The sequence below is a fragment of the Streptomyces sp. WZ-12 genome, assembly GCF_028898845.1.
Lineage (GTDB): Bacteria > Actinomycetota > Actinomycetes > Streptomycetales > Streptomycetaceae > Streptomyces.
This window is the reverse complement of record NZ_CP118574.1, coordinates 8,764,455-8,785,839: the sequence shown is the minus strand read 5'-3', so window position 1 is coordinate 8,785,839 and position 21,385 is coordinate 8,764,455. Positions and strand designations below refer to the sequence as shown.

At 71.8% G+C, this 21,385-nt stretch carries 20 protein-coding genes; 15 read left to right on the top strand and 5 right to left on the bottom strand.

Translation table 11 applies throughout. The features are described 5' to 3' along the window. Window positions 1-21: 21 nt before the first annotated feature. On the bottom strand, window positions 22-1,116 hold the full coding sequence (locus PV796_RS38570; protein ID WP_274918474.1) for a YeiH family protein: 1,095 nt from the start codon (window positions 1,114-1,116) through the stop codon (window positions 22-24). 71 nt (window positions 1,117-1,187) lie between these two features. On the opposite strand from PV796_RS38570, the gene PV796_RS38565 reads away from it, so the two are divergent. Next, on the top strand, window positions 1,188-2,171 hold the full coding sequence (locus PV796_RS38565; RefSeq protein WP_446750656.1) for a LysR substrate-binding domain-containing protein: 984 nt from the start codon (window positions 1,188-1,190) through the stop codon (window positions 2,169-2,171). A gap of 243 nt (window positions 2,172-2,414) precedes the next feature. Here the strand turns inward: PV796_RS38565 and PV796_RS38560 are convergent, their stop codons facing one another. Continuing rightward, window positions 2,415-3,692, bottom strand: coding sequence for an MFS transporter (locus PV796_RS38560; protein ID WP_274918471.1), 1,278 nt, complete (start codon window positions 3,690-3,692; stop codon window positions 2,415-2,417). Window positions 3,693-4,074: 382 nt separating this feature from the next. Further along, a complete protein-coding gene (locus PV796_RS38555) occupies window positions 4,075-4,605 on the bottom strand; it encodes a GNAT family N-acetyltransferase (protein ID WP_274918469.1) in 531 nt (176 codons plus the stop codon). A 669-nt stretch (window positions 4,606-5,274) separates the two neighbouring features. Between PV796_RS38555 and PV796_RS38550 the strand changes: the two genes are divergently transcribed. The 8 genes from PV796_RS38550 to PV796_RS38515 all read left to right on the top strand — a co-directional run bounded on the left by PV796_RS38550 (window position 5,275) and on the right by PV796_RS38515 (window position 11,784). After that, window positions 5,275-5,661: a condensation domain-containing protein gene (locus PV796_RS38550; protein ID WP_274918467.1), complete on the top strand. Its 387-nt coding sequence runs from the start codon at window positions 5,275-5,277 to the stop codon at window positions 5,659-5,661. Between the two features lie 58 nt (window positions 5,662-5,719). Then, window positions 5,720-6,025, top strand: a complete 306-nt coding sequence (locus PV796_RS38545; RefSeq protein ID WP_274918465.1) for a TauD/TfdA dioxygenase family protein — start codon at window positions 5,720-5,722, stop codon at window positions 6,023-6,025. Window positions 6,026-6,100: 75 nt separating this feature from the next. Then, on the top strand, window positions 6,101-6,241 hold the full coding sequence (locus tag PV796_RS38540) for a hypothetical protein (RefSeq protein ID WP_274918464.1): 141 nt from the start codon (window positions 6,101-6,103) through the stop codon (window positions 6,239-6,241). Window positions 6,242-6,246: 5 nt separating this feature from the next. After that, window positions 6,247-6,960, top strand: coding sequence for an HAAS signaling domain-containing protein (locus PV796_RS38535; protein ID WP_274918462.1), 714 nt, complete (start codon window positions 6,247-6,249; stop codon window positions 6,958-6,960). A gap of 61 nt (window positions 6,961-7,021) precedes the next feature. After that, window positions 7,022-7,654, top strand: coding sequence for a M15 family metallopeptidase (locus tag PV796_RS38530; protein WP_274918460.1), 633 nt, complete (start codon window positions 7,022-7,024; stop codon window positions 7,652-7,654). A 450-nt stretch (window positions 7,655-8,104) separates the two neighbouring features. Next, window positions 8,105-9,025 carry a carbohydrate kinase family protein gene (locus PV796_RS38525; protein WP_274918459.1) on the top strand — a complete coding sequence of 307 codons (921 nt, stop codon included), beginning with the start codon at window positions 8,105-8,107 and terminating at the stop codon, window positions 9,023-9,025. A 53-nt stretch (window positions 9,026-9,078) separates the two neighbouring features. Beyond that, window positions 9,079-11,223: an HAD-IIB family hydrolase gene (locus PV796_RS38520; protein ID WP_274918458.1), complete on the top strand. Its 2,145-nt coding sequence runs from the start codon at window positions 9,079-9,081 to the stop codon at window positions 11,221-11,223. Between the two features lie 9 nt (window positions 11,224-11,232). Further along, window positions 11,233-11,784 carry a hypothetical protein gene (locus PV796_RS38515; RefSeq protein WP_274918457.1) on the top strand — a complete coding sequence of 184 codons (552 nt, stop codon included), beginning with the start codon at window positions 11,233-11,235 and terminating at the stop codon, window positions 11,782-11,784. 41 nt (window positions 11,785-11,825) lie between these two features. Here PV796_RS38515 and PV796_RS38510 read toward each other — a convergent pair whose 3' ends face one another. Further along, on the bottom strand, window positions 11,826-12,629 hold the full coding sequence (locus tag PV796_RS38510) for an AraC family transcriptional regulator (RefSeq protein WP_274918456.1): 804 nt from the start codon (window positions 12,627-12,629) through the stop codon (window positions 11,826-11,828). On the opposite strand from PV796_RS38510, the gene PV796_RS38505 reads away from it, so the two are divergent. The 6 genes from PV796_RS38505 (at window position 12,628) to kdpC (ending at window position 20,617) form a co-directional block, all read left to right on the top strand. After that, window positions 12,628-13,113 carry a DUF2000 family protein gene (locus PV796_RS38505; protein WP_376568676.1) on the top strand — a complete coding sequence of 162 codons (486 nt, stop codon included), beginning with the start codon at window positions 12,628-12,630 and terminating at the stop codon, window positions 13,111-13,113. The two genes, PV796_RS38510 and PV796_RS38505, sit on opposite strands and share 2 nt — an antisense overlap. A gap of 239 nt (window positions 13,114-13,352) precedes the next feature. Beyond that, the gene (locus PV796_RS38500; RefSeq protein ID WP_274918453.1) at window positions 13,353-15,869 is read left to right on the top strand and encodes a DUF4118 domain-containing protein; all 2,517 of its coding nucleotides are present in this window, start codon (window positions 13,353-13,355) and stop codon (window positions 15,867-15,869) included. A 170-nt stretch (window positions 15,870-16,039) separates the two neighbouring features. Beyond that, window positions 16,040-16,129, top strand: a complete 90-nt coding sequence (locus tag PV796_RS38495) for a potassium-transporting ATPase subunit F (protein WP_274918452.1) — start codon at window positions 16,040-16,042, stop codon at window positions 16,127-16,129. Between the two features lie 11 nt (window positions 16,130-16,140). Beyond that, complete coding sequence (gene kdpA, locus PV796_RS38490) at window positions 16,141-17,805, top strand: potassium-transporting ATPase subunit KdpA (RefSeq protein ID WP_274918451.1); 1,665 nt, start codon at window positions 16,141-16,143, stop codon at window positions 17,803-17,805. Then, a complete protein-coding gene (gene kdpB, locus PV796_RS38485; RefSeq protein ID WP_274918449.1) occupies window positions 17,805-19,937 on the top strand; it encodes a potassium-transporting ATPase subunit KdpB in 2,133 nt (710 codons plus the stop codon). The genes kdpA and kdpB overlap by 1 nt, the downstream gene beginning before the upstream one ends. Window positions 19,938-19,963: 26 nt before the next feature. Further along, a complete protein-coding gene (kdpC, locus tag PV796_RS38480; RefSeq protein WP_274918447.1) occupies window positions 19,964-20,617 on the top strand; it encodes a potassium-transporting ATPase subunit KdpC in 654 nt (217 codons plus the stop codon). Here the strand turns inward: kdpC and PV796_RS38475 are convergent. Further along, window positions 20,604-21,353: a DUF4118 domain-containing protein gene (locus tag PV796_RS38475; protein ID WP_274919383.1), complete on the bottom strand. Its 750-nt coding sequence runs from the start codon at window positions 21,351-21,353 to the stop codon at window positions 20,604-20,606. The genes kdpC and PV796_RS38475 overlap by 14 nt on opposite strands. Window positions 21,354-21,385: the final 32 nt, after the last annotated feature.

Sequence of the window (21,385 nt, the reverse complement as noted above, 5' to 3'; positions counted from 1 at the left end):
GCGCGTCCTTGCGCGCGGCGGTTACAGATGATCGACCAGGTACTGGGTGGCCAGGCTGGTGACGGACACCACCAGCCACAGGCAGCCCCCGAGCAGCAGTGGTGCGGCGCCGGCTCGGCGCAGTTTGGAGGGTTGGGTGGACAGGCCGATCGCGGAGAGAGCGACGGTGATCAGGAAGACCGCGAGTGTGCTGAGCGGGCCGTGCGCCGTGGAGGGGATGAGGCCGGCGGTGTTCACGGCCGCCAGGACGAGGAAGCCGGCGAGGAACCACGGCACCAGCCGGCCGACCCGCACCGGGCCGGGAAGCTCCTGCCCCGAACCGGCTGCTCCGCCGTCGGCGAGCCGGGTGCGTCGGCGGGCGAGGGCAGCGAGGCCGAGGCAGATCGGAATGATCAGCAGCGTGCGGGCGAGCTTGACCACCACCGCATAGTCGGCTGCCCCGCTGCCGTAGGTGGTGGCTGCGGCGACGACCGACGACATGTCATTGACCGCGGTGCCGGCGAACAGGCCGAAGGCGTGCTGGCTCATGTCCAGCAGATGCCCGAGGACGGGGAAGGCCAGCACCGCGGCCACGTTGAAGACGAAGATCGTGGAGACGGCGTAGGCCACCTCCGCCTCGGCCGCGCCGATGATCGGCGTGACCGCGGCGATCGCGGAGGCGCCGCAGATGCCGGTGCCCACACCGATGAGGGTGCGCAGGTCGCGGACGACGCCGAGGCGGCGTCCGATGAAGTACGCCGCCGTCAGGCAGGCTGCGAGGGACACGACCATCACGGGCAGCGAGCCGACGCCGACCCGCAGCACCTGCCCCAAGGACAGTTGCGCGCCCAGTACCACCACCGCGGTCTGGAGCACTCCGCGTCCGGCGAAGGCGATGCCCGGTCGCATCCGGTCGCCGGGCCGCGCCAGGACCGCCACCAGCACACCCAGCACGATTCCGATCACCGGTCCGCCGATCACGGGCGCCAGTCGCCCCAGCACGGTCGCGACCAGGGCGACGGCAGCGGCCAGGGCGAGCCCGGGCAGCCGGTCGGCGAGGGCGGCGCCGCGATGTCGAGGGGTGGCAACGCGGGGCAGGCGGATGGTCTCCGACCGGGTGGGGCTGGCGTCCTTCATGATCACCACTCTGGGCCACCCCGGGCTCGCCCTGTAGCCCTTGATCGAGCAGGAGCTCATAGCCCTGGCGTATGACCGACACATACGCTACGGCTGTGACAGATTCCCCCACGTCAGATCGCCCTCCCACGCCCCCTCCCGCTCATCTCCCGCCGCGCGCACCCGACCTGGAGTCGCTGCGGCTCCTCGTTCTCGTGGCCGACCTGGGGAGCCTGGGCCGTGCGGCCGAGCAGCTACGGATATCCCAGCCGTCCGCCAGCCGCCGACTGTCCACACTGGAGCGCGGGTTGGGGCTCGTGTTGGTCGACCGGACGCGGCGCGGCTCCCGGCTGACGCTGGCCGGGCAGGTCGTCACCGGGCACGCCCGCAGCGTCCTGGACGAGGTGGACGGGCTGCTCGCCGGGGCCGGCAAGCTGCGCGACAGGCGGGAGGCCGAACTGCGCGTCGCGGCGAGCCTGACCATCGCCGAGTACCTGCTGCCGGTCTGGATCAGCGAACTACGGGGCCGCCGCCCTGAGTTGTACATCGGGCTGCAGGTGACCAACAGCGAGCACGTGCCCGAGCTGGTCGAATCGGGCGAGGCCGACGTCGGGTTCATCGAGGGGCCACACCTGTCCCGCGTGATGTCCACGCGGCAGGTGGCCGAGGACCGGCTCGTCGTCGTGGTCGACCCCGGCCACCCGTGGGCGCGACGCCGCGAGCCGCTCTCCGCTCGGGAACTGTCCCGCACGCGGCTGGTGTTGCGGGAGAGCGGCTCCGGCACGCGTCAGACCCTGGACCGCGCCCTGTACCTGGCCGGCCATGACCGTGCCCGGCCGTTGGTCGAGCTCGGTTCGACGGCCGCCGTGCGCGGCGCGGTGATCGCCGGCACCGGGCCGTCCGTCCTGAGCGAACTGGCCGTCCGAGGGGACATCGCCGAGGGCCGCCTGACCGGCGTCGACGTGGCGGGCATCGACCTCACGCGCGACCTGCGCGCGGTCTGGCCCACGGGGCGACGCCTGGTGGGACCGGCGGCCGAACTGGTCATGGTGGCGCGGCGGGAGAACGCCGGCTGAAGCCTCGATCCACCGGTGGGCGTGAAGGTGATCTTCGGGTGGGCTTCGGTCGGGTTCGGTGCCGGGTGGGTCGGATGACGAGCTGCGCACGGCGCGGTTGGCCGGGGTCGCGGCGCATCGTCCGCACAACCCGGCCGCCCCCGCACCCGGCTGCGGAGCGCGCCCCGTCCGGCCGTTGCTCGCCCGCGCTGCTGGGGCGCTGCATCCGAGGAGCGGCCGTTGCCAGGGTGAGGGGGCAAGGCGTCAGTTTGCCGGAATCCGATCCCGGTCGGTGTGGGCCTGGCCCGGTTCGCGTACCAGGCGGGTGGCTGCGAGGGAGAGGATGGCGGCGGCGGTCGCGACCCAGGGGGCCAGGCGGACGTGTCCGGCGTCGGCGAGGGCTTCGGCGAAGAGGGGAAAGGTACCGCCGAAGAGGGCGACGGAGAGCGTCAGGGGCAGGCCCAGGGCCATCACGCGGATGGGAACGGGGAAGAGACGGGCGAAGAAGACGTTGGCGGTGGCGAGGGGGCCGGCCAGGCAGGCCAGGACGAGGGTCGCCGCGAGCCACGGCGGAAGGCGCCCTGCGCCCACCGCCGCGTAGGCGGGGACCGTGGTCAGCGCGGTGAGCAGCAGACCGAAGCGGAAGACCGGCCGGGCGCCGATGCGGTCCGCCAGCGCTCCGGTGGCGGCCATCATGGCGAGGAGGATCAGCAGCGGCGCGACCATCGCCGTGGTGCTCTGCGCGTCGGTCGAACCTCCGGTGTGCCGTACGTACTCCGGCAGGTAGGTGACGGTCAGGTAGTAGCCGGAGGTGAGGCCGGCCGTCATGAGGAAGACGGCCGTGGCGTTGCGCCTGACGAGGCGCCAGGAACGGGCGTCCGCTCTGCCCTCGTGCTGGTGGCCGGAGCGGGCGAAGGCCAAGAATTCCGGGGATTCCGCGGCCCAGCAGCGCATGAGTGCGGCGGCGGACCCGAGCAGCCCGCCCACGGCGAACCCGACCCGCCAGCCGCCCCCGCGCAGCCCCTGCGGCCCGAAGTGGGCGAGTAGACCGGCCAGCGCCAGGTAACACAGCACCGTGCCGAGGATCACGCCGCCGTAGGCGATGCCGCTGTAGAGCATCCGGCGCCCCGACGGGGCCGTCTCGGTCACGTACGCGGCCACGGTGGAATTGTCGGCGCCCACGGCCAGGCCCTGGAGGACGCGCACCAGCACCAGGAGTGCCACCGAGCCCGTGCCGAAGCGGCCGGCGGTGGGCAGGGCCGCGAGGGCGAAGCAGCCGGCCGCCACGACCACCATGGACAGCAACATGACCGCCCGACGGCCCCGTCGGTCGCCGAACCACCCCAGCAGTACGCTGCCCAGTGGCCTCGCCAGGAAGCCCACGGCGAATCCGCCGTAGGAAACCAGCGTCCCCGCCGCACCGGGCGCGACCAACTGGCCGGAGAAGTACGGGACCAGCAGCGCGTAGAGCGTCCAGTCGAACGTGTCGACCACACTCCCCGCCGTGGCCGCCCAAAGGCTGCGGCCTCCTGCCGTCGGCATCTTCCTGCTGCCCTCCTGCCTCTCGGTTCCCACCGGTTCCCGCAAGACGCCCTGCAACTCCCTCATCCGTCCGTGTTCCGTGCGTGCGTCCCCATGCTCCAACTCCACATCGGCGAACGGCCCGTCAACCTGAAGGCCGGCAGCGCAGTGCGCGCGGTTGTGCACGGCGCCTGTGCGGTGGTGAGGGGGCGGCCGTGCGGGTGCGCGGGGAGGGGGAGCCGTTCGGGAACTGTGGGAACTCCTCTCGGGACACGGTTCGCGGGCGTCGTCGACGGATCAGTGAGCGGGCGGGTTTGAGGCGGGCTCCGTGCGGGTCGTCGCGGGTCGTCGCGGGTCGTCCAGCGGATTCTCAGCGGCCGAACCGGTGTCGGAGAACTGGGCGTCAGAACGGCAGTGCGCGGTCCGCGTAGGCATGCATCGGTTCGCTCTTCCCCGGCTCCGGCCGCAGGCCGTAGTCATGGAGTCCGAGGCGCTCGGCGACCGCGCGGGAGCCGGTGTTGTGTGCGAGGATCCAGGCGATCACGGGCAGCTCGGGGTCGCGCTGACCAGCGAGGTGGATGGCGGCGCGGGAGATCTCGGTGGCGTAGCCCTTGCCCCAATGGGCGTGAGCCAGGCGGTAGTAGAGGTTCCAGAAGCCCGGTTCGTGACGTTGGGCGCCGCCGACGCCGATCAGTTCGCCGGTGTCCCGGTGCCGGGCCATCCAGTAGCTCAGGCCGTCCGACTCCCAGTGGTCGGCGCACCGTTCGATCCAGGCTTTGGTGATGCCGGGACGGGTGTGGCGGCCCGCGGGGTCGTGGCGCCAGACAGCGGGGTCGGAATTGAGGGCGTGGAGGGCGTCCAGGTCCTCGGGCCCGACAACCCGTAGTTCCAGACGTTCGGTCAACACCAGGTAGGGCTCACGGTCGTCGCTCATCGGGCGACCGTATCGAGCGCTCCGGCCAGCCCACCTCCGCATTTCAGTCGGCGGCGCCGCGCCGGCGTTGCCGGGGCCTCAGCTCACGAACCCTCATGCTCAACTTGCGCTTCCGCTGGCGGAGTTGAGGCGGGGAGGCCACCGGATGGGCCCCCGACGATCCGCAGGTGAGCACCAGTCGAGCGCCACACCACCATCCTCACTTGCACCAGGGCACTTCTACTGCACCGACCATTGACACCTGCAACCAGTTGATCAACATGACTCTTGGGAATAAGGAACAAAATATCGAGCATTTTCGGCCCCGCTAGGACAGTTGGCCGCGGCTGCGATCCCTGGATACCGCCACCGTGGCGCAAAAGCGAGCACCTGGTGGGTGGCGGTTGTGGCCAGTCGGCACTCGACGCGCCATGCCGGCCGGGCACGGGCTCAGCCCCGCCGCGCCGGCAACGTCCGCGCTCCAACGACCGGCTCGACACGACCCGTTGGGCGGCGTGCGGGCGCTTCGAATGTCCTCCCCCACGGAGGAAAGCGATGGTCCTCCCGGTGACACAGACCTTCCCGCACCCGAACAGCGTCCCGTCCGAGCGAGCGGTCCGGCCCGGCGCCGCGGCGCCGGGTGAGGGTCCGCCGCAGCCGCTGTCCTTCGCCCAGCAACACCTTTGAGTGTTGGGCCAGTTGGAGGGGGCCGGCGCGGCGTACAACGAGATGGTGGTGCACCGGCTGCGCGGCCCGTTGGACACCGCGGTGTTGGCGCGGGCGCTGGACGCGGTGGCGGCGCGGCACGACGTGTTGCGGGCCCGGATGGTCACCGTCGACGGCGAGGTGTACCAGGTCGCGGGTCCGGCGGATGCCGGGTATCCGCTGGTGACGGTCGACCTGTCGGGCGAGGCGGATCCCGAGGCGCGGCTGGTGGAGGTGCAACGGGCGGAGGCCGGGGCGCCGTTCGAGCTGGGCGTCGGCCCGTTGGCGCGGGGCCGGCTGGTGCGGTTGGGGGCGGAGGTGACCGCGGCGCTGTCCCGGCTCGCCCGGCGGCAAAACTCCTCGACGGGCTGACCGCGATCCACGACGGCCTGCTGGCCTTCCGGGGCCACACCGTGCCGAGGGCTACGAGGTGCCCAAGAACGAACACCCGCTGGTGGTGCGCCACCCGGAGACCGACCGCAAGCTGCTCTACGTCAACCCGGCCTACACCGACCGCATTCCGCGGCTCTCGGAGACGGAGAGCCGGACCCTGCTCGACATGCTCTTCCGCATGACGGCGGAGCGCTCGCTGTTGCACTGCCGGGTCCGCTGGGCCCCCAACACCCTGGTGTTCTGGGACAACCGCTGCGTCCAGCACCACGCGACCTACGACTACCACTCGCTCACCCGCTACGGACGGCGCGTGGCACTCAACGGCGGCCCGCTGAGGGGCTGATGGGGAGCAGGCGGGGCGCGGTGCCATTCCGGGGGCACCGCGCCCCGCGCCGCCACGCCGGAGTACCTTTGCTGCGTGCCGAGCCTCCTGCGGGACGGGCTGACCCGCAAGGTCCGTACCGCACTGGAGGAGTTCGCCTCGCTGTGGACGGAGTTCGCCGATGCGGTCGACCGGGTCATCACGCCCGATCGGCCCTCCGCCCGGAAGGAAGAGTGAAGACAGTGTCCCCTCCCGAAGTACGCCGATACCTGGCTTCCGTCCGGCGGGCCAGCTCGGCCCTGCCTGCCCGCCACCGCAAGGAGTTGATCGACGGCCTCGCCGAGCACATCGCGGTCGCCTCGGCCGAACGCCCCGGCGAACTGGCCCCGATCCTGGCCGAGTTGGGCGATCCTGACGAGATCGCCGCAACCGCCCTACGCGAACGCGAGACGGCAACGGTCCGCCCCTGGGCGCGCAATCCGCAGCTCGTCCTGGCGCTCCTCGCGCTCGGCTCGACCCTGGGTGCGCTCAGGCAGGTCCCGCACATGGGCCAGTTGGTCCTCCCCGCCCTCGTCGCGATGGTCGCCGGCGTGGTGGCGATGTGCCTGTCGCCGTGGTGGACGACGCGACGGAAGTGGATCGCCGTCGGCTGGTTGGTGCTGCCGAACTGGATCCTTTCCGCTCTGCACGGCACGGTGGCCGGTTCCGGCCACGGAGCCGAGATCGCCAACACCCTTGTGGCAGTCGCGATCCGCACGGCCGCTCTCGTATGGCTGTGGCGCCGTCGGGTAGCCCCCGAGCCGGGGCAGAGCCGATTCCGCCTCCCGCGGTGGGCGCTCCTCCTGTGCTGGTCGGCGACCGGACTCATCGTGCTCCTCGAAGTGGCCATCGGGCTCGGCACGTTCACGCTGACCGGCCACCTCCACGAGGTCAAGGGCCCGACGCTCTCCCCTTGACCGCTCCCCCTCGATCGACGGCGATCCACCTCGGCAGTCCGGGGCGTTAAGCTCCCGGCCCATGGTCCTGCTGAGCGATCCTCGGGTGAGCAACGTCCCCGTGCTGGAGTGCGGCGAACCTCTTGTGGAGCTCGCCGGCGGCTCGGGCATCACGCTGGACCCCCGGGAACGGGACGAGGCCGGGGAGTACGGGCGGGTCAGGGCCGGAGTGCTCGCACGCCTCCGCTCAGCGTCCGAGCGGCTCCCCGCGGGCGTCGGGTTGCTTGTCATCGAAGGACACCGCAGCCTGGCGGAACAGGCACGTCGGTTCGCGCGGTACGAGGATCGCTTGCGCCTCTCGGGCATCGCGGATCCGGTCGAACGTCGGCGCCGAACCAGTGCGTTCGTCTCCCCGGTGGAGGTGGCCCCGCACTGTGCCGGCGCCGCCGTCGACCTGACGCTCATCGATGCGGACGGCGTCGAGCTGGACATGGGTGGGCCGGTGAACGGACACCGTACGGGCGACGAGCACTTGTGCCCACTGGACGCCCCCGGGTTGTCGGAGGCCGCACGCAGCAGTCGCGACCTCCTGGCCCAGTGCCTGAGAGCCGAGGGCTTCGTGAACTATCCCAGCGAGTGGTGGCATTGGTCATACGGTGACCGCTATTGGGCGCTCATCAGTGGCGTCCGCGCTGCCCTGTACGGACCGATCTGACCCGACGGCCGACGGCGCCGTTCGCATGGCGGGGCTCCGGCGACGGCCACCAGCGACTTTCGGACATGCCGTTGCATCGACAATCTCCCGCGCGCAACGTCCGCTTACAGTTCCCCGCATGGCTCTTGCACACGGCGTTCCGCGGCTGTTTCGGGACGGCACACCGCGGAAAGGCTCGCTGCGGAAAGGCCCACCGCCGTGGTGGGCAACGCCGATTGGCGCTCCGCTCGGCACCCTGTGGCGTGTTGGGCAAGAGGAGCCGGAGAGGCGGGGGTGGCGGACTGTGCGTCGTATCGCCGCGGCTGGTCGTCGGCCGGTGGGTTGTTGGCCTCCGGGTCCTGACCTGCGCCCTCTGGTTCGGGCCGAGGCAAGCGGGAGCTGCCGGTGACGGCGCCCGCGATGCCGGAGCCGGCATCCGGGGGGCCTGAGTCGGCGCCCGCGGGACCGGAGTTGGCATCCCCACGACCGGGCGTCTCGGTGCTCGTCGTCGGCGCCTATTCCGTGGATCTGGTGTTCCGCGCGTTGGCCGGGCCGGTGGCGTTCGGCTCCGAGGTGTGGGCCGGTGGGTTGGGCATGGTGCCGGGCGGCGCCTTCACGCTCGCGATGGGGCTGCGACGGCTGCGCCATGACGTGGTGTGGGCGGCCGACTTCGGCTCCGACGTCTTCAGCCAGGAGGTCCTCGCCGCGGCCCGGTCGGAGGGCCTGGACGAGCGGGGCTTCCGGCAGCACGCGCGACCGTTGCGGAACGTGACGGTTGCGCTCTCCGGTACCGAGGAACGGGCGATGATCGCGTACGAGGACCCCGTCGCCGTGCGCCCGTTGGCGGAGCTGATCGCCACCTACCGGCCCGACGTCGTGGTGTTGCCGTACCTCCAGTACGGGCCGGAGGTCTCGGCCGCGCTCGATGTGGCCGCCGAACACGGTGCCCGCGTGTTCATGGACTGCCAGGACTACCCCGGCGACGTCGGGATGCCCGACGTGGCCAAGGCGCTGTCCCAGGTGGAGGTGTTCGCGCCCAACGAGGCCGAGGCGCTGCGGATCACCGGGACGGGCAGCGCGGCGGAGGCGTTGGAGATCCTGGCCGATCTGGTGCCGGTGGCGGTCATCAAGCGGGGTGGTGCGGGGGCGATCGCCGCCGAGGCCGGTCGCCGGATCGCCCAGGCGGCGCCCGCTGTGCCGGTGGTGGACACCACGGGGGCCGGTGACTGTTTCAACGTGGGTTTCCTGCACCGGCGCCTGGCGGGCGGCTCGCTGGACGACTGCCTGGCCGCGGGCGTGGCCTGCGGCACGGCCGCGGTGACCGGCCCCGGGTCCAGCGCCGCGCCGGACACCGCCGGGCTGCGTGCCTGGCTCGCGCGCCTCCCGGCATGAGCCGGCAGCACACCAGACAGCTCGATGGCCAGTCAGCGGTGCGAAGGAGCGGGATGTCCGAACAGGCGTGGGACGACGCGGTGGTGGCCCGACCCCCGGACCAGGACGTCCGGGTCCTGGTGGCCGATCTGGACGGCACGTTGCTCGGCGGCGACGAGGGCGCGCGGCGACGGCTGCGCCAGGCACTGGACCGGCATCCGGACATCACCGTGGTCTTCGCCACCGGTCGCGGACTGCCCTCGATCCAGGCACGCCTGGCCCGCGATCCGCTGCTGCCCGTCCCCCGTTGGATCATCGCGGACGTCGGCGCCAGCATCATCGATGCCTCGGGGATGACTCATCTCGACGCGTTGGAGGGGGAGTTACGCGCCGGTTGGCCCGGGTCGGAGCCGATCCGGGCGGCCCTGCACCGCTTCCCCGAGCTCGTCTACCAGGAGGGCGTGGCGCAGGACGGCCGCTGCTCCTTCTTCCTCTCCCCCGAGCACCTGTCCCCCGAGATCACCGCGGCGGTGCGGCAATTCGGCTGTTCCTGGACCTATTCCGACGACCGCTTCTTCGACGTCCTGCCCCCGCAGGCGGGCAAGGGCCAGGCGGTGCAGCGGCTGGCCGACAAGTTGCAGTGGCCGCGGGGTGGCGTGCTCGTGGCCGGCGACTCGCTCAACGACCTGTCGCTCTTCCAACTCGGTAGCCACGGCGTGATCATGGGCAATGCCGAACCCGCGCTCCCCGCGCGGGTCCCCGACAGCCCGCTGGTCCACCGCCCTGCGCTGGACGGCGCCGCCGCGATCCTGGACGCCCTGGAACGGCTCGGCTGGGTGCGGCGCGCCGCACCGGTCGTCATCGGCTATCACCGCCCGCCGGTCCGCTGGTCGCAGGGGCGTTGGCGCCTCCCCGCAAGTCCGAACGGGATACTGCCGACGATGATGTCCGTCCTGGGCGGCAGCGCCCCGGGACTGGATGCGGTGTGGGCCGCCGCCCTGGTGGACGGGGAACCCCACACACCTCGCCCTCCGGTCCCCACCGCCCCGTCCCTCCCGCTCGCGCTGCTGAACATGACGCCCGAGCGCTGGTCGGGCTACTTCCACGGCGCCTGCAAGGAGACGCTCTGGCCCGCGCTGATGTCCCAACCACAGCTCATCCGGCGCTGCCCGTCACACTGGTCCGACTACGAGGCCGTCAACGCGGCCTTCGCCAGGCACATCGACGCGCACGCCGAACGCGGCGCCACGGTCTGGCTGCACGACTACAACCTCTGGCTCGTCCCAGGCATCCTCAAGTCCCAACGCCCTGACCTGCACATCGGTCTGTTCCACCACACCCCCTTCCCCACCCCGGACGTCTTCCGGCAGCTCCCGGACGCCGAGCAACTGTGCCGCTCGCTCGCCCGTCTCGACTGGGCGGGCTTCCACACCGCGGCCTTCGCCCACAACTTCCGCCAGTTGCTGGCCGGTACGGGCCGCGTTCCGCGTACCGGTGTCCATCCCCTGGGCATCGACCGTGCGGCAGTCTCCACACTGGCCCGGGCGAGGGCCGAAGCCCGCGCGGCACACTCACCCACCGACGACGCGTCCCCACTCGTCCTGTCTGTGGAGCGTCTGGACTACGCCAAGGCCCCCGTCCACAAGGTCCGCGCCATCGACGCCCTCCTGGAACGGGAACCCCGGCTACGGCAGCGACTGCGCTTCCGCCTGGTTTGCCCGCCCGCCGAGCCGGGCATCCGCGCCTACGACGCCACCCGCGCCGAACTCGAAGCGACGATCGCCGCCGTCAACAGCCGCTGGAGTAGCCACAGTTGGAGACCCATCGACTACCTTCCGCACGCCCTCCCCTTCCCCGCCGTGGTCGATCAGTACCTCGAAGCCGACGTGTTCTGGGTGGCTTCCCTGGCCGACGGCATGAATCTGGCCGCCAAGGAGTACGTCACCGTCCGCTCCGCCACGGACCGCCCGGGCGTTCTCGTCCTCTCCCGCCACGCCGGCGCCGCCGAACAACTCGCCCCCGCGGCGCTGCTCACCGATCCCCACTCACTCCAGGACCTGGTCGGCACCCTGCATCGAGCACTGGCACTCTCGCCCGCTCAACGCGCCGCCCACTCGGCCCACTTGGCGGCTCTCCTCGACGGCCAGTCACCCACGGCCTGGGCCCGTGGCATCCTCGGCGACATCCGCGGCGGCCAGGCAACAGCGCCCGCATTGTAGGGTTCCCTCATGTCTGCGTCGGGGGTGGGATTTCTTGTCTGGTTCGGGCTCGGTTGGTGGTTGTTGGGCACCAGTGCGTTCGACGGGGCCGCGCGGCCGATCCTCATCGTGATGGGTTGTGCGGCGGCGCTGGGGCTGCAGTTCACAGCTCGGCGCTTCCTGCCGGGGCGGGAGGCCGGCTCCCTCCCGCCGGACCGGCGACGGCGGTTCCGGCGGGTCAATGTGGTGCAGTGGCTGCTGATCGCCGCCGTGGTCGTGGGGGGTGTGAGCGCGGGGGTTCCGGTTCTCGTTGCGCCGCTGGTCGCGGTGGTCGTGGGCCTCCATTTCCTGCCGTTGGTGACGGTCTTCGAGCAGCCGCGCTTCCGGGTGCCCGCCGCTCTGCTGGTCGCGGCAGGGGCGGCCGGCGGGGCCGTCTGGCTCGCCGACGGCCCGGACGCGGCCGTGCGTTTGGTGGTGGGTCTGCTGAGCGCGTTGTCGCTGTGGGGCGTGGGGACTTGGGCGGCTGCCAGGGCGGCCGCTGCCGCCGGGCGAGCGGCGAGCGGCCCTCCGTTCGACAAGTGAGCGGCAACCAGGCAGCGGTGGTTGATGACTGGTGTGCGTGGCTACGTCGTGCGGCCGGTGCGCGCATAGCGCCCGGGCGGGACGCCGACCATGCGTTTGAAGTGGCGCGTCAGGTGTGACTGGTCGTAGAAGCCGGCGTCGGCCGCCACGGCGGTCGGCGGCCGGCCGTCGAGCAGCAGCCGGCGCGCCCGCTCGACCCTACGGGCCATCAGGTACTGGTGCGGGGCGATGCCGAAGGCCGCGCTGAACGCCCGTACGAGGTGGGTGGGGTGGGCGTGCAGCAGTTGCGCGGCCTCGTCGAGACTCACGCCTTGGCACAGGCGGGCGTCGAGGAGTTCGCGCAGGGTGCCGGCCACGCCGGGGGCGGCCTGGCGGGGGCGGGCGACGAGCCGGGGGCGCAGATGGCTGCGCAACTGCTCGCCGATCAGGGCGAGTCGGCTCTCGGCCTCCAACGCGTCGCCGGGGTGGGCCAGTGCCGCGTGCAGTTGCCCGACGCGTCGGCGCAGCAGCGGGTCGGCGAGGTCGGGGCCGTCCACCGCCGGGCCGATGTAGCTCTCGTCCAACTGGGACAGGTCCAGATAGAGCACGCGCTTGCGGAACCCGTGTGCGGTGGTGGGCGAGCCGTTGTGCGGTACCTGGGGCGGGAGCAGGGACACCGTGTCGTTCGGGGTGCCGCGCGCCTGGCGTCCGAGGTCGTACTGGACGGCGCCGTCGTCCACGATCAGCAGCGTCCATACGTCGTGGACGTGCATCGGGTAGGCGTGCTCGGTGAAGTGGGCGTGGAAGACCTCCACGACGCCCGGGACCTGCGGGCGCCACGCGGACACTTCCTGCCGTGCGGCCATGCAAAGAACGTACAAGACGGCGCGGCGGGTGGGTCGGCAGCCTGGGGGCATGACAGCAGCCGACGACGCCCCCGTGCGTTTCGAGACCAAGATCGCCGTGCTTCTGCGGGAGGACCTGGAGCCCTGGCAGCGCCTGAACGTGACCGCCTTCCTGGTCAGCGGGCTGGGCACGGAGCTCCCCGAGGTGATCGGCGCACCGTACGCGGACGCCGACGACACCCCGTACCTACCGATGTTCCGCCAGCCGGTCCTCGTCTTCGAGGGCGCCAAGGAGACGCTGGTCGCGGCGCACGGCCGGGCGCTGACCCGGGCCCTTCCCCGGTCGGTGTTCACCTCCGACCTGTTCGCCACCGGCAACGACCGGGACAACCGCGCGGCGGTACGGGCCGTCCCGAGGGACCAGCTGGACCTGGTGGGGCTGGCCGTGTACGGCCCGCGGAACGCGGTGGACAAGGTGATCAAGGGAGCCCGGATGCATCCGTGAGGGCGTTCCGGTTCGGGCCCGCCCGTAGGCGGCTCGGCCGGCCGAACGACTGCCCGGGCCGGCCCAGTTACGTCCCGAGCTCGGCCCGCCGCTCCCGCAATCCCCCCGATCCGCGCTCCCCAGGCGCACCATGGAAGGGCGAACGCCCGTCGGCGAACGCCCGTGGGAACAGCACGGCGGGAGGCGACGGGCCGGGGAGAAGAGGTCGTCAGGGGGGCCGAACTGGTAGGAGCCCACCGGTGGCACGTGGACGGTTGCGGATCTTTCTCGGGGCCGCTCCCGGGGTCGGTAAGACGTACGCGATGCTCGCGGACGGGCAGCGGCTGCGGGCGCTGGGCACGGACGTGGTGGTGGGCTTCGTCGAGCCGCACGGGAGGCGGCCGACGGCGGCCATGGCCGAGGGCCTGGAGACGGTGGAGCGGCGCACGCTGTGGCACCGTGGGGCCCGGTTCACCGAGATGGATCTGGGCGCGGTGCTGGCCCGTAACCCGCAGGTGGCGCTGGTCGACGAGCTGGCCCATTCCAACGTTCCCGGAGCGCGCAACGCCAAGCGGTGGCAGGACGTGACGGAGCTGTTGGACGCCGGCATCGACGTCGTCACCACGCTCAATGTGCAGCACCTGGAGTCGTTGAACGACGTGGTCCGGCAGATCACCGGGGTGCGGCAACAGGAGACCCTGCCCGACGAGGTGGCGCGCGGGGCGGACCAGATCGAGCTGGTGGATCTGCCGCCGGAGGCGTTGCGGCGGCGGATGGTGCACGGCGACATCTATCCGCCGGACCGCATCGAGTCCGCCCTCACCCACTACTTCCGGGTCGGCAATCTCACGGCGTTGCGGGAGATCGCGCTGCTGTGGCTGGCCGACCGGGTCGAGGAGGGGTTGCAGCGGTATCGGGCCGAGCACGGGATCGTCGCGCCATGGGAGACCCGGGAGCGGATTCTGGTCGGGCTGAGTGGTGGTCCGGAGGGCGAGACGCTGATCCGGCGGGCCGCGCGGATCAGTGCCCGTACGCCGGGGACGGAGCTGTTGGCGCTGCATGTGGTGCCCGAGGACGGGTTGGCCCGGGGCGCCCCGGCGGCGTTGGACGAGCAGCGCGCGTTGTTGGAGTCGCTCGGCGGGGGTTTCCATCAGATCACCGGTGAGGACGTGGTGACGGCGCTGCTGCGGTTCGCGGAGGCGGAGAACGTCACCCAGATCGTGTTGGGCGCGAGTCGGTACGGACGGATGCGTTCGCTGTTGAGGGCGGGGGTGGGTGAGCGGACGATCAAGGGGTCCGGGTCGATCGACGTGCACATCGTGACGCACGAGGAGGCGGCCGGGTCCGCCGCGTTGCGGTTGCCGCGGCCGGGTCGGGGGTTGGGTGTGCGGCGGTTCGTGGCCGCGTTGGGCGGGGCCGCGGTGCTGCTGCCGGTGTTGACGGCGCTGCTGGTCATGGCACGCGGTCCGGTGGGCCTGGCCGGGGTGTTGGCGATCTATCTGCTGGTGGTCGTGGTGGTGGCGCTGGTCGGCGGGGCCTATCCGGCGCTGTTGGCGGCGGTGGCCGCGGCGCTGTTGGCGGACTATTACTTCGCCGTGCCGCTGCACTCCCTGGTGGCCGACCGTCCTGAGGCGATCATCGCGTTGGTCGTCTTCGTCGCCACGGCCGTGTTGGTCGGCACCGCGGCGGGGACGGCGGCGCGGGACACCCTGCGGGCGGCGCGGGCCACGTCGGAGGCGCGGACGTTGAGCCGGCTGGCGGCGGGGGTGTTGCGCGGTCAGGACCTGCCGGCGCTGGTGGAGCTCATTCGGGAGAACTTCGGGCTGCGCTCGGTGAGTCTGCTCGAACGCGATCCGCAGGCGTCGCCGGTTCCGCACTGGTACGTGGTGGCGAGCGCCGGCGACCATCCGCCGGAGCGGCCGTACCAGGCGGACGTGGAGAGTCCGGTCGATGACTGTCTGACGTTGGCGGCGCGGGGGCCGGGGCTCAGCGTGGAGGACCGGCGGCTGCTCGATGCGTGCGCGGCCGAGTTGGGGTTGGCGCACGCCCGGGGGCGGATCGCCGGGCCCGGTGGGCCTGGGGACCCGTTCGCAGACGCCGAACGCACCCGGGCCGCACTGCTACTGGCCGCCGGCCGCGATCTGCGGGCCCCGTTGCGCACCGCGGAGGACGCGCTGGTGCGGCTGCGGCGGCGTCCCGCGCCGGAGCGGGATCCGGACGAGCGCCGGCTGTTGGACAGTGCGCGCACGGCCGTGCACCGGGCGGCGCAACTCGTCGCCGATCTGGATGACTTGAGCCGGCTGCACGCCGGGGCGCTGGACCTCTATCTGCGGCCGGTGGATCTCAACGAGGCGCTGGGCGCCGCGCTGGACGACCTGGGTCCCGGTGGTCATTCGATCGTGTTGCGGCTTCCGGAGTACCTGCCGGACGTGATCGCCGATGCCGCGCTGCTGACCCGCGCGCTGACGGCGTTGGGGGCGGAGGCGTTGCGCCACAGTCCGCCGGACCGGCCGCCGGTGGTGACGGCGGAGACGCGGAACGGTCGGGTGGCGATCCGGGTGGCGGACGGGCCCGTTGGCGAGGGGGCGACGCCGGTGCGGGTGCCTGGTTCGCGTGCCGACAGTCTGGCGCTGCGGCTGTCGCGGGATCTGGCCGAGGCGATGGACGGTTCGCTCCGGACGTCCAGGAAGGGCGGCACGTTCACGGTGACGTTGACCCTGCCCAGTTCGGCGCCCGGTGGTCCGCGGCGCGGCAGGCGGTCCGCACCCTCGACCTGATATAGCGTCAGAAACGTCAAGAAGCTCGCATACACCCGGATTCCGGGCGGACGGGTTCCGCCTCTTGAGGACCTGCGGGGTGCCGCACGCATGTCGGACGTGGTCTACGTTGCCCTGACGCTGGTGGTGTTCGCCCTCATCGGCCTGGCCGCCAAGGGGGTCGGACGCCTGTGAGTCTGGAGAACACCGTCGGCCTGGTGGTCGCCGGCGTGCTGGTGGTCTACCTGATCCTGTGCCTGATCTTTCCGGAGAAGTTCTAGGGAGGGCCCGCATGGGCGACACCGCGGCCGGTTGGCTCCAAGTGGCCGCACTGGTGGCGGTGCTGGCGCTCTCGTACCGCCCGCTGGGCGGCTATCTGGCGCACACCCTGACCACCGAGCGGCACGCGCGGGTGGAACGGCTGGTCTACCGGTTGGGCGGGGTGCACCCGGACGCCGACCAGCGGTGGCCGGTCTATCTGCGCAGCGTGCTGGCGTTCTCCCTGGTCTCGACGCTGTTCCTGTACGCGTTCCTGCGCCTGCAGGACCGTCTGCCGCTCTCCTTGGGGCGGAAGGCGGTGCCGGCGGACCTGGCGTTCAACACCGCGGCGTCGTTCGTCACCAACACCAACTGGCAGGCGTACTCCGGTGAGTCGGCGATGGGTCATCTGGTGCAGATGGCGGGGTTGGCGGTGCAGAACTTCGTCTCCGCGGCCGTGGGCATCGCGGTGGTGGCCGCGTTGATCCGCGGCTTCACCCGGAGGAAGACGGACCGGGTGGGGAACTTCTGGGTGGATCTGACCCGGTTGGTGCTGCGGGTGTTGCTCCCGATCGCGTGCGTCTTCGCGATCGTCCTGGTGGCCGCCGGCGTGATCCAGAACCTGCACGGTCCGCAGGAGCTCACCGCGCTCGCGGGCGGTCACCAGAGCCTGCCGGGCGGGCCGGTGGCCTCGCAGGAGGCGATCAAGGAGTTGGGCACCAACGGGGGTGGCTTCTTCAACGCCAACTCCGCGCATCCCTTCGAGAATCCCAACGGGCTGACCAATCTGATCGAGATCTATCTGATGTTGGTGATCCCGTTCGCCATGCCGCGGGCGTTCGGCACGATGGTCGGCGACCAGCGCCAGGGTTACGCGGTCGTCGCCGTGATGGTGCTGCTGTGGGCCGCGTCGGTCGCGCTGATCACCGTCAACGAGCAGTACCGGGTCAGCAGTCCGGCCGGGCATGCGGCCGGGGCGATGCTGGAGGGCAAGGAGACCCGGTTCGGCATCTGGGCCTCGACGCTGTTCGCCGCCTCCACCACCCTCACCTCCTGCGGAGCGGTCAACTCCGCCCACGATTCGTACACTCCGGGCGGCGGCGGGATGACGGTCTTCAACATGATGCTGGGCGAGATCGCGCCCGGCGGCACCGGGTCCGGGCTCTACGGGATCCTGGTCCTGGCGGTGGTCGCGGTCTTCGTCGCCGGGCTGATGGTCGGTCGTACGCCGGAGTACCTGGGCAAGAAGCTGCGCGGCCAGGAGATGCGGTTCGCCTCGCTGTACATCCTGACCACGCCGGCGCTGGTGCTGGTCGGCGCGGGGCTGGCGATGGCGTTCCCCGGTGAGCGGGCCGCCATGCTCAATCCGGGAGCGCACGGCTTCACCGAGGTGCTGTACGCGTTCACGTCGTCGGCCAACAACAACGGGTCGGCGTTCGGCGGGTTGAGCGCGAACACCGTCTGGTACAACACGGCGCTGGGCGTGGTGATGTTGCTGGGGCGGTTCCTGCCGGTGGTGTTCGTCCTGGCGCTGGCCGGCTCGCTCGCCCGGCAGCAACCGGTGCCGGTCACCGCGGGCACCCTGCCCACCTACCGGCCGCAGTTCATCGGCCTGTTGACGGGCGTGATCCTGATCGTCGTCGGTCTGACGTACTTCCCGGCGCTGGCGCTGGGTCCCCTCGCGGAGGGTCTGCACTGATGTCCTCGGCCCCCGTTCCCCCCGCCGTCCCCTCGGCCGGTGCCGGCAGTCGTCCGCAGCGGGTCTCGGGCGGGCTGCTGGATACCCGGCAGTTGGTGCGGTCGCTGCCGGACGCGCTGCGCAAGCTGAATCCGCGGTTGATGGTCCACAATCCGGTGATGTTCGTGGTGGAGGTCGGGGCGGCCCTGACCACCCTGTCGGCGCTGCGGACACCCAGCATCTTCGCGTGGGTGATCACGGCCTGGCTGTGGCTGACCGCGCTCTTCGCCAACCTCGCCGAGGCGGTGGCGGAGGGCCGCGGCAAGGCACAGGCGGCGGCGCTGCGGCGCACCAAGACCACCACGACGGCGCGGCGGCTGGTCGACTGGCGGGCCGGCGCGGTGGAGCCCGTCGAGGAGGAAGTGCCGGGCACCGAGCTGCGCTTGGGCGATCATGTGGTGGTCGAGGCGGGGCAGCTCATTCCGGGCGACGGCGATGTGGTCGAGGGCATCGCGAGCGTCGACGAGTCGGCCATCACCGGTGAGTCGGCGCCGGTGATCCGGGAGTCGGGCGGCGACCGGTCGGCGGTCACGGGCGGCACGAAGGTGCTGTCGGACCGGATCGTGGTACGGATCACCGCCAAGCCCGGTGAGACGTTCATCGACCGGATGATCGCGCTGGTCGAGGGGGCGGCCCGGCAGAAGACCCCCAACGAGATCGCGCTGAACGTGCTGTTGGCGTCGCTGACCCTCATCTTCCTGGTGGCCGTGGTGACCCTCCAGCCGTTCGCCGTCTTCGCCGGCGCCGAGCAGTCCCTGGTCATCCTGGTCGCCCTGGTCGTGGCGTTGATCCCCACCACGATCGGCGCGCTGCTGCCGGCGATCGGCATCGCGGGCATGGACCGGCTCGTGCAACGCAACGTCCTGGCGATGTCGGGGCGCGCGGTCGAGGCGGCGGGCGACGTCAACACCCTGCTGTTGGACAAGACCGGCACCATCACCCTGGGCAACCGGCAGGCCGCCGCGTTCCTGCCGGCGTCCGGGGTGAGCGTCGCGGAACTCGCCGACGCCGCGCAGCTCTCCTCGATCGCCGACGAGACGCCCGAGGGCCGTTCGATCGTGGTCCTCGCCAAGGAGCAGTACGCGCTGCGCGGCCGGGAGGAGGGCGAGTTGGAGGGGGCGGACTTCGTGCCGTTCACCGCGCAGAGCCGGATGAGCGGGGTCGACCTCCACGACCCGCGGGAGGGGCGCTCGTTGCGCAAGGGGGCGGCGACCGCGGTGATGCGCTGGGTGCGCGACAACGGCGGGCATCCGGCCGAGGACGTCGGGCAGGTCGTCGACGGCATCTCGGCCACCGGCGGGACCCCGCTGGTCGTCGGGCAGGTGATCCGGCGCGGTGCGGCCCCGGACGCCCGGGTGCTGGGCGTCATCCACCTCAAGGACGTCATCAAGGAGGGCATGCGGGACCGGTTCGACCAGTTGCGCCGGATGGGCATCAGGACCGTGATGATCACCGGCGACAATCCGCTCACCGCCCGGGCCATCGCCCAGGAGGCGGGCGTGGACGACTTCCTGGCCGAGGCGGCGCCCGAGGACAAGATGGCGCTGATCCGGCGCGAGCAGGAGGGCGGGAAGCTGGTCGCGATGACCGGTGACGGGACGAACGACGCCCCGGCGCTGGCGCAGGCGGACGTCGGTGTGGCGATGAACACCGGTACCTCCGCGGCGAAGGAGGCCGGCAACATGGTCGACCTCGACTCCAACCCGACCAAGCTGATCGAGATCGTCGAGATCGGCAAGCAACTCCTCATCACCCGCGGCGCGTTGACGACCTTCTCGATCGCCAACGACGTCGCCAAGTACTTCGCGATCATCCCCGCGATGTTCGCGAGCGTCTATCCCGGGCTGGACTGGCTCAACGTCATGCGGTTGCACAGCCCGGCGTCGGCGATCAGCTCCGCGATCGTCTTCAACGCGCTGATCATCGTCGCGCTGATCCCGCTGGCGCTGCGCGGGGTGCGGTACCGGCCGTCGTCCGCCGCCGAGCTCCTCGGTCGCAACATCTGGCTCTACGGGCTGGGCGGCCTCGTCCTGCCGTTCCTCGGCATCAAACTGCTCGACCTCGTCATCCAGTTCATCCCCGGCCTGCGCTGACGGCCGGCGACGGGAGGAGAACGACCATGGCGCGCACCGCCGTTCCCGCCGTACTGCGCCACCACCTGGCGGCCCTGCGGATGCTGCTCGTGCTGACCGTGGTGACCGGCATCGGCTACCCGCTCCTCATCACCGGCATCGCCCAGGTCGGGCTCGCCGACCGGGCCAACGGCTCGCTGCTGACGGCGCACGGCCGGCCGGTGGCCTCGCGGCTGATCGGCCAGAACTTCGGGCTGCCCACGGCCACTTCGGGCCGCGCCGCGCTCCCTGATCCCGCCTGGTTCCAACCACGCCCCTCGGCTGGTGGCTACGACCCCGGCAACTCCGGGGCCAGCAACCTCGGTCCGACCAACCCCAAGTTGACCAGGTTGATCCTGGCCCGCCGCGGCGCGGTCGCCGCCTTCGACGGCGTGCCGGCGGCCGCGGTCCCGGCGGACGCGGTCACCGGCAGCGGCTCCGGCCTGGACCCGGCGATCTCCCCGGCATACGCCTACCAGCAGGTCCGGCGCGTCGCCCAGGCCCGCCGGCTCTCCCCCGTGCGGGTCCGCCGCCTGGTCGAACGCCGGCTGCACGGGCGCACGCTGGGCTTCCTGGGGCAGCCCTACGTCAATGTCGTCGAGCTGAACCGGGACCTGGCCGCCGCGGTCCCCGTCGGCCGGGCGGGCCTCAACGGGCGGTAGGGCCAACGGCTTCGAAGGCCGCCCCTACCTGGTCGGCCAGCGTCACCGCGACCAGCCGGGCGCCGAGCGGCGGTGCGGAGCCCGGGGCCGCTTGCAGCATGAACCGGCCGTGGAAGTGCCCGCCGTGGCTCACCCGCAGCTCGACCGGCTCGTCCTCGGGCAGCCCGTCCCGGTCGGCGTCCCAGTGGCGGCGCCCCCAGGCGATCGAGCCGTCCTCCAGCAGCCGCGGTGGGTGTCCGATGAGCGTGCCGTACTCGAAGCGGCAGCCGCTCAGCCCCAGTAGCCCCACCAGTTGCCGCCGCACGTGGTCGACGACCATGTCCGGACCCGCGGCGGTCTCCACGAGCCGGGCGGTGTGGTGGATCTGCGCCAGGTAGTCGTCGTCGGTGATGGCGATGACCTTCAGTTCCCGGGTGTGGGCGGCGAGTTGGGATACGGCGACGCCGACGGCGAGCAGGAGCACGGCGGTGACGATGTCGGCGGACTTGGTGATGGCGAACTGTTCGTAGGGCCGGGTGAGGAAGAAGTCGAACCACACCGCGGCCGACAGCGCGGCGAGCGCACCGGCGAGCCGGTGGCCGAGGACGGCGACGGCCACCACGACGACGACCAGTACCAGGGCCGCGTTGGTGTTGGACATCCAGTTGCGGAACGGCAGCAGTACCGCGCTGACTGCCGGTGGAAGCAGGAGCGCGGCGGCCAGGGCCGTCTGGGCGCGGGTGAGGTAGCGCACCATGGAAGTCACCTCCCTCTCCGGTGTAAACGCAG